This is a genomic window from Zongyangia acetica (assembly GCF_038739695.1).
Taxonomy (GTDB): domain Bacteria; phylum Bacillota; class Clostridia; order Oscillospirales; family Ruminococcaceae; genus Zongyangia; species Zongyangia gallinarum.
In genome coordinates, this window is sequence record NZ_JBBEWN010000032.1 from 1 (window position 1) to 3,578 (window position 3,578).

Here is a 3,578-nt window from a genome sequence, read left to right on the forward strand (position 1 = left end):
ACGTTGATCTTTTTCCGGTAGGCTCCGGTGATCACCCTCCTGCAATCCTTGGCGTACTTCCGGTATTGCTCCGACTGGGCGATGAAACAGCGTCCCTCTTTGGTCCTTCTGATCTGCTGATGATTTTTCTTGGTTACCGGCGCTATTGGGATCACAAAGCGCATCATAGGTTCATCACCTCTGCTAACCGCTGTACCGCCGCCTCATATTCTCCTTCTTTCACCAGTTTTGCCAGCTTTCCCTTGTAAATTTCGTAGTCCGCCGCGTTGAGCTTCCGGTGCCGAGCGAAGAAGGCCACGTCCTCCCACAATTGTTCCAGCTCCGTCATCCGCCCCGCCCCCGTTCCAACTGGCTGAAGCGCTGGACGTCTCCCTCAAACAGCAGCTCTATCTTTCCCGTCATGCCCTCCTTGTTCTTGGCGACAATCAGGTCCCGCCGCTGGGCGCCTTCCTCATGGGAATCCTGCTGATGGAGCAGGAGGATCACGTCGGCGTCCTGCTCAATCTGTCCCGATTCCCGCAGGCTGGTCATGTCCGGTTCCCCCTTCCCCTCCCGGTTGAGCTGGGAAAGGGCGATGACAGCAAGCTTGCTCTGCTGGGCCAAGGTGTGCAGCTCCATGGAAATGTTGGTCACCCGCTCATAGAGGCTCTTTCCCTCCCCGCGAAGCAGGCTCAGGTAGTCGATGAAGATCACATCCGCCCGCAGACGCGCCGCCATGGCCTTGACCTGCGGCACCGTCCAGCCCGCCGCCTCCACCACATGAAATCGCCTGCGCTTCATCGGGTCGGCGCACTCCGCGATCCTCGCCCAATCCATTTCCGGGTCTCCCCGCTTGATCTGGGACAGCGGCACTCCCGACATACAGCTCACCATCCGGTCAAAGAGCTTGATCCCACCGGTTTCCAGGCTGAAATACACCACATTGTAGGACTTGGAGATGTGCAGCATCATTTGCAGGGTAAACGCCGTCTTTCCAGTAGAGGGACGCCCGCCGATGATGATATAGTCCCCTTTGTCGATATAGCAATACCGGTCCAGCTTTTGAAAACCGGTCTCTATGTAGGTTCTGGGATTTTGTTTGGAGGCGTAAAACTCCACGAATCCCTCCTCCGATGAGAGCACCCGCCCCGTCTCGGTGTCGGACAGCGCCTTGCAAATTTCCGCCGCCACATCCTGGGCCTCTTCGTCTCCCCCTTCCAAAAGCTCCATCAGCTCCAGCGCCCTGCCCCAGGCCTCCATCCGGCGGGAGGTGTCCTTGACAATCTCCACATAGCTGCCCACCGTCTTAATGCTGGGCGTGGCCTCCGCCGCCTGGACCAGCAGCGGCTTGTATCCGCTGCCCACCTGCTCCAGCACCGTAATCAGGTCAATGGGCCTTTCCTCATTGTAAAGCTTCCGGCAGGCCCGGAAGACATGCTGGTACTCCGGCACCTTAAAGTCCTCCGGCGACAGCCGCAAGGCCTCCGGCATGGCCCGCTCTCCATCCAGCAGGATAGCCCCGATGACCGACTGCTCCGCTTCTCTGCTTACCTCAATCAAGGCGTCTCCATCTCCTTTCCTCTCCTTCCTCAGCCCCTCGCTGGTTCAGGTAGCTTTCAAACTTGGTGCCAAACAAGGTCTCCGGGCGCAGATAGGGACGCATGTCCTCCCGCCCCTCCCTGGGCGGATGGTTCCAGTCGGCAACCTTGTTGTCGATCACCCGCTGAAAGTCGGATATTCCAAACCCTTCCCTGATCCTGGCGTCAATGAGGGACCTTGTTTTCCTCGATGTGCTCCGGTAACCTGTCCCAGCCTTCTCATTGAGATAGCTGATGATTTCGGTGTATAGATTACTTTCCTTTCCTTTACTTTGTGGGTTTCCGGGGGAATTAACTGGGTTTCCGGGGGAATTAACCTCGTTTTTTCCCCCGGAAACCTCAAAAAAGGTAAGCTTCGCTCGAACACTGGCCGGAACGTCTTTTTTATCGTCCTTATCGAGAAGCCAGTATTCCCTAATCATTTCTATTTCGTCGCGCTTTTCGCATCCGCGAAGGTAGCGGCGCTGGATACCCGCGCTTGTCAGTATGCCGAACACCTGAAAAACCCCATCGTCAAAGATGGAACGTGACAGGCACCCTTGCAATACTTCGCTTATGTACTGAGGTGTGACATGGATGTCATTGGCGGCCATCAACGCCTCGTCCCTGTCCCATCTCAGATAGTATCCAGTATCCTCGTATACTCTGCCCAACACGTACAGCACGAATATCACACTGGACGCACCAAACTCGGTAAACAGGAGTCTTACCTTTTTATCCCGCAGAAACCCGACGTCCATGGGGTAGTAGTCCAGCCCCACTTTTGCCGGCCTCGCCATTCACCTTCACCGCTTTCCCCTGCCTAGAAGGGCAGGTCGTCTTCCTCTAATTCCTGGAATTCTTCATTCCCCACCATCTTCTCGTAGGTGACAGATCCTCTTACATACTGCTGCACCCATGAGGGCAGTGTCTCCAGCTTATCAAGCGCCTTCTCTTCGTCTAAGTCAAACGCTACAAGCTCGTTGCTTGGCTCCGGTACCTTCATCCCCTTGGGGACGGCCATGATCGTCTTAATGTTGGCGTATACACGATTATTCCGCTCCTGGTGAATGATCTGCATCTGGCACGCTTTACCCAGCACATTGCGCAGGTCAAACCCAGCCAGTTCCTTATCGGTGAAGGATCTCCCCCTCCACGCCTCCAGGTGCTGCCGGAGTGTCGCCCGCTCTCCTAAAGAATTCGTGTATATGCGGCTGATCTGCTTTGGGTGCGTTTCGCCCTCATATTCATAGGTATCGTCGGGAATTTCCCAGGTGATGATGATTTTCTCTTGGAGCTTGCGCTGGTCTTTGTAATCCACGATCTGTTCCCCGCCGTCTATCAGCGCCACACAGATGGCGATATGCACTCCCTCCGTTACCGGTTCTCTCGTTTCCCCTGTTGCCGCCTTGGCCACTAAAGACATATGCTGTTTCCTCCTTCAATTAATTCGCTAAAATTGTGTAAAGGGCATTTGAGCCCTATCCCTTGTTCTGGGTTAGACTCCTATTTGATTTGAAGGTTTTGCCTCTCTTGTAACAGGGCGCCACTAATCTCTTCCCCTGCCTTCAGACGGTCGGTAACCTCCTTTTTCGGAATGCTTACCACCACTTCCCGCTTACATAAATCCCCATGACGTTGTTTAAAGTCCTCTTCGTCTTCTATGACAAGCGCTGTCGATTTCCGGAATGAAAGAAGATTTCTTTCGGTTTCCAGCTTCTTCTTCCCCATCTTCTGCATCTGCTCCGACAGGTAATGTTTCATCTGGTCAGCCTTTCGCATCTTGGAATCCCGGCGATCTCTCAGCGCCCCTTCCTCTTTCTTGAGAGCATCCGCTTCTGCCATGTATCCCTTGATAGCGCAGGCAATGTTATCCGCTTTCTGGTCAAACTCTCCTACAATTCCATCCAATGTATCCCCAATTGCTTCCTCCGGGATTTCTCCCGCTTCCACCGCGTCCAGGAACGCCTGGTATTCCGCTGCTATCTCATACAGTTTCATTCCCGCATCCTCCTTCTGTTT

The 3,578-nt window shown here is 54.5% G+C and carries 5 protein-coding genes; all 5 read right to left on the bottom strand.

The annotated features are described in order from the left end of the window. Positions 1 to 163: 163 nt before the first annotated feature. On the bottom strand, positions 164 to 328 hold the full coding sequence (locus WGC32_RS14815; protein WP_342683029.1) for a hypothetical protein: 165 nt from the start codon (positions 326 to 328) through the stop codon (positions 164 to 166). Further along, the gene (locus WGC32_RS14820; protein WP_342683030.1) at positions 325 to 1,539 is read right to left on the bottom strand and encodes a replicative DNA helicase; all 1,215 of its coding nucleotides are present in this window, start codon (positions 1,537 to 1,539) and stop codon (positions 325 to 327) included. Before WGC32_RS14820 ends, WGC32_RS14815 begins: the two co-directional genes overlap by 4 nt. Next, the gene (locus WGC32_RS14825) at positions 1,532 to 2,356 is read right to left on the bottom strand and encodes a conserved phage C-terminal domain-containing protein (protein WP_342683031.1); all 825 of its coding nucleotides are present in this window, start codon (positions 2,354 to 2,356) and stop codon (positions 1,532 to 1,534) included. Before WGC32_RS14825 ends, WGC32_RS14820 begins: the two co-directional genes overlap by 8 nt. 23 nt (positions 2,357 to 2,379) lie before the next feature. Next, positions 2,380 to 2,982 (bottom strand): phage replication initiation protein, NGO0469 family, encoded by a 603-nt coding sequence (locus WGC32_RS14830; RefSeq protein WP_342683033.1) that lies wholly within the window; start codon positions 2,980 to 2,982, stop codon positions 2,380 to 2,382. An 80-nt stretch (positions 2,983 to 3,062) separates the two neighbouring features. After that, a partial coding sequence (locus WGC32_RS14835) for a siphovirus Gp157 family protein (RefSeq protein WP_342683034.1) occupies positions 3,063 to 3,578 on the bottom strand: 516 nt, incomplete at its 5' end.

Bases quoted from the DNA above. Each gene is read 5' to 3' on its own strand.
- WGC32_RS14815 (WP_342683029.1), bottom strand. From the start codon at position 328: ATGACGGAGCTGGAACAATTGTGGGAGGACGTGGCCTTCTTCGCTCGG.
- WGC32_RS14825 (WP_342683031.1), bottom strand. From the start codon at position 2,356: ATGGCGAGGCCGGCAAAAGTGGGGCTGGACTACTACCCCATGGACGTC.
- WGC32_RS14830 (WP_342683033.1), bottom strand. From the start codon at position 2,982: ATGTCTTTAGTGGCCAAGGCGGCAACAGGGGAAACGAGAGAACCGGTA.